Origin of the sequence: Corallococcus terminator (genome assembly GCF_003611635.1) — a bacterium.
Lineage (GTDB): Bacteria > Myxococcota > Myxococcia > Myxococcales > Myxococcaceae > Corallococcus > Corallococcus terminator.
In genome coordinates this window covers 1-3167 of the sequence record NZ_RAVZ01000567.1, presented here as the reverse complement: position 1 = coordinate 3167, position 3167 = coordinate 1, and the positions used below count along the sequence as shown (strand labels likewise).

Annotated in this window: 4 protein-coding genes; 2 read left to right on the top strand and 2 right to left on the bottom strand. The window is 71.3% G+C overall.

Annotated elements, in window-relative coordinates; all coding sequences use genetic code 11:
* Both D7V88_RS43395 and D7V88_RS40110 read left to right on the top strand, forming a co-directional pair.
* Nucleotides 1-435 (top strand): hypothetical protein (locus D7V88_RS43395; RefSeq protein ID WP_208726744.1); only part of this gene is annotated, 435 nt, incomplete at its 5' end.
* 17 nt (nt 436-452) lie between these two features.
* Nucleotides 453-938 carry an arsinothricin resistance N-acetyltransferase ArsN1 family A gene (locus tag D7V88_RS40110; protein ID WP_208726743.1) on the top strand — a complete coding sequence of 162 codons (486 nt, stop codon included), beginning with the start codon at nt 453-455 and terminating at the stop codon, nt 936-938.
* Here D7V88_RS40110 and D7V88_RS40105 read toward each other — a convergent pair.
* A complete protein-coding gene (locus D7V88_RS40105) occupies nt 915-2282 on the bottom strand; it encodes a hypothetical protein (protein WP_120545772.1) in 1368 nt (455 codons plus the stop codon). The two genes, D7V88_RS40110 and D7V88_RS40105, sit on opposite strands and share 24 nt — an antisense overlap.
* A 336-nt stretch (nt 2283-2618) precedes the next feature.
* A partial coding sequence (locus tag D7V88_RS40100) for a glycoside hydrolase family 19 protein (protein ID WP_279636142.1) occupies nt 2619-3167 on the bottom strand: 549 nt, incomplete at its 5' end.

Genomic DNA, 3167 nt, shown 5'->3' with positions numbered 1-3167 from the left:
CCCCGCTCCCGCCCCAGCCCCGAAGCCGGGCCCTACACGGGCCCCGGGGCGGTGGGCGTCGTCGCCACGCTGCTGTCCGCGCTGTACCAGTCAGGCATCGTCGCCCTGGGACAGTTGGTCTTGAGCTTCCAGGGTTTCGACCGGGACCATCCCTTGACGGAGCCCTTCTTCCCCGCCTTGTTGGCGGTGTGGATTCCCACGCTGTGCGCACTCTTCGGGCTCGGGCTGGGGAAGCGGACTTTGCATGTCGGTGGCATGTGGGGCCTGTGGCTGTTGGTGGCGGGATGGAGCGCGGCGAGCATCGTGGGACTCATCCATTCAGGTCCCGTCTGGCCCCTCTTCCTGCCCTGGCACCTGGCGCTGTGGGCCGCCTGGACGATGCGGCCGGGACCGGATCCGAAAGCCCCCGCGCCGCAGCCCGCGTCCAAGCGATGATGAGACCCCTCCCCGCCGTGAGACCCGCCACGCGCGAGGACCGCGAAGCCATCGCGGCCATCTACAACGCGGCCCTCGCCGAACGGGCCTCCACCTTCGAGACGCGCCCCCGCACGCTCGAGGACATCGACGCGTGGCTGGGCCAGCGCCACCCGGTGCTCGTGGCGGAGGAAGCCAGCCGCGTCATCGCGTACGCCTCCACGAGCCCCTACAGCCCGCGCGAGTGCTACGCGGGCATCGCGGACTTCAGCATCTACGTGGCCCCGGAGGCCCGGGGCCGGAACGTGGGGCAGCACGTGCTCCAGGCGCTGTTGGAGGCAGCGGAGGCGGCGGGCTTCCACAAGCTCACCTCGCGCGTCTTCGCCACCAACGTGCGCAGCCGCGCGCTGCTCGGGCGGCTGGGGTTCCGCGAGGTGGGCGTCCATGAGAAGCACGCCCCACTCGACGGCGTGTGGCACGACATCGTGGTGGTGGAGAAGCTACTGCCCACGAACGTGCGGTGACGGGCGCCGCGAGTCCTCGGCCCATTCCTCACGCGTCCAGCCCTGCCGTTCGTAGAGGGCGCGGCGCTCCGCGGGCAGCGCGTCCCAGGCCATGCCAGGATCCAGGTCCTTCGGGCGGCTGAAGACCCCGGGGATGTCATCGCGCACGGCCAGGGCGGCACGCTCGGAGGAGAGGCCGCGCAGGCCGTAGCCCAGCTTGAGGCCGGCGTGGTGCTGATGGGACTTGTCGGAGAGTTCGAAGGCCACCCCGCCACCGAACTCCGCGGCGCGCGGGTTGAGGTTCGCGTGGGCCCGGGCATGAGGGCCCACTCCGAGGGACAACTCCGTCTTGCCCTCCGAGTCACGGCTCACGCTGGCGATGCCCGCGCTGAGCTGGAGCTCCGCCTCGGTCTTGCCGTGCGCATCCGTCATCAGCTCCAGTTCCAGGGGGCCGGCCTTCGCGACGGCGCCCGCTTGCGTCCGCACTTCGGAGGCTCCGCGCGATTCGAGGCGGGCCTCGGACTTCAGCTTGAACAGGTCGTGGGACGCGCTCGCCTCGGCGGTGAGGAAGACCCCTGCGGGCTGCTGTCCGGAGAGGACCAGCGCGCGGGCCGTGGCCTTTTCGTAGGCCTGGACCTGGGATGCCTGGGGACGGCCGAGCCCGGCCTTCCAGGCGGCTTCGTAGCGCTCACGCTGGGGGTCGGCCCACGCGAGCCCGAGCACCGTTTCGCGCAGCTCCAGCGACTGGGGCGGCCCGAGCGTGCGCAGGGCACGCAGGCTGTCGGTCTGCTCCACGGCTTCGCCATAGCGGCGCAGGTAGGCGTCGTAGGCCTGGACGGCGGCGTGCCCGGTGTCGGTGGCGTGGGCATTCACCGCGTCACGCAGGGCCCCGGGCAGCTTCGGATCATTGACGAAGACCTCCGGTCGTCCAGGCATCCCGAGTTCCCCGGTGACGCCACCCGGACGCCGCTGGAGGACCCCGTTCAACGCGGCCTGGTCGAGGAAGGACCGCCGGGAGGGCGCGTCCATGCGGGACACGTACGTGGCGAGCAGCCCATCGCGGTCCATGCGCTCCAGCGTGGCGCGGTATGCCTCGCGCGGAACGGAGCCGAGCGCCGCGTGCGTGGCCTGCACGTCGCTGCCGGTGAGGAAGGGGTTCGACAGGCTGCGCGTCAGGTGCGACTGGAGCGTGGCGTAGACGTCCTCCGGAACAGGTGCGGACACGGGGCGCAGCCGACCGCCCATCGCCGCGAGCTCCCGGGCGGACACGGCGGGCCCCGCGAGGCCACCCGGCGGTGGAGCCACGGAGGACTGCGCGGGCGCACCCGGCGGACCGTCATAAGGCCGCAGTTCGTTGCGCGCCATCCGTGAGGCGGTGGATGGCGCGGAGGCGCTGCTCTCTGCGACGGAGGATCGTCTGGACGCCAGGGGCGAAACGTCCAGGGCGTCGCGAGGCTTCGGACCGGCGACGTCGGGAAGGGGGCTGTCGAGGGGAACAGGGCTGCTGCCGGAAGAATCGATTCGGGACATCGGGCTCGCTCCGAAGGAGGAACCCGGACGTCTTGCAGCGGGTGCGCCACGGGCAGGTGCCCGGAATCACGACCTCACGCCGGACGAAGGATCTCCTCATCCGGACGAAGGATCCCTCCGTGCAGACGGGCGGCACGCTCACGCCCGCCCGTCCACGCACGCGGCCCTGCTTCAGCCCAGCACGTCCTGCGCGCGGCGGTAGTACATCTCGCGGCTGGCCATGCCGTTGTAGCCGCCGTTGATGCGGCGGGTGACCTCGCGGAAGTTGCCCGCGTCCGCGTAGCTGTTCAGGTTGCGCGAGCCCCAGTACCAACCCGCGATGCGGAACGCGACGTCCGGATCCTTCGCGCGCGCGGGGTTGCCTTCCAGGTCGATGCCCAGCGCCTTGCCCGCGGCGCGGTAGTTGGCGCGGCCCGTGAGCTGGATGGGCCCCCGGCCCTTGTAGCGCTTGCCGTCGCCCGGCTGCGTGTTGCCCAGGTCCTTGCGGCCCTCGTACGCCGCGCCAGAGGCGATCTCCTCCATGTAGCGCAGCTCGCCGCTCTCATGCGCCAGTTGCGCCAGGAACATCTCCTGCCGCTTGGGCGTGTTGATCTTCGCCTCCGCCATCGCCTTGTTCAGGTGCGGCAGGTACTGCTCCGCCTTCGCCTGCGACAGGTTCGGCATGATCTTCCGCAACTGCGCCACCGACACGCCACCCTTGCCACCCGACGTGCCCGGCGT